The sequence below is a fragment of the Aeromonas enterica genome, from assembly GCF_054052465.1.
Genome location: NZ_JBSTYL010000065.1, coordinates 1 through 494 on the forward strand (window position 1 = coordinate 1; position 494 = coordinate 494).

General features: G+C 61.3%; 1 protein-coding gene. It reads left to right on the forward strand.

What is annotated here, in order from left to right:
• Window positions 1-494 (forward strand): hypothetical protein (locus tag ACW5XD_RS23905; protein ID WP_456497021.1); only part of this gene is annotated, 494 nt, incomplete at both ends.

Sequence of the window (494 nt, forward strand, 5' to 3'; positions counted from 1 at the left end):
CGACTTCGTGGCCGACAAGCCCGGCGTGTACGACGTGACCTATTATGTCACCGATCATAATGGCGGCTATGCGATAGCGGTGGTGCGCATCAGCGTCAAGGCAGACAGCCTGTGGTCCGACATTGTGTTGAGCGATGGTGCACGCTACACGGCCCCGTGGGAGAAGAACCTGGCCGACAGCCTGGGGGTGCCCTACCAGGATTACTATCAAGAAACCAATGCGACCGGTACCTATGACGTGGCGCTGTTCAATTACAACGCGGCCCTGACCCTGTGTGCGGCCAGGGGCATGGCGTTGCCTTCCCTGGCAGAGATGAACACATTGCACGGCGAGAAGCCGGACCCGTCCAGCAGCGACAACTGGCCGGTGGAGCGCCCCTATTGGACCAGCGAGCCCTTGGATACGGGCAACAATGGCCAGGTCTATGACCTGGTTTCCGGCAGTGCGACCCTGAGCCCCATCCTGACCCCGGCGGGGGTGACCTGCGTCTATA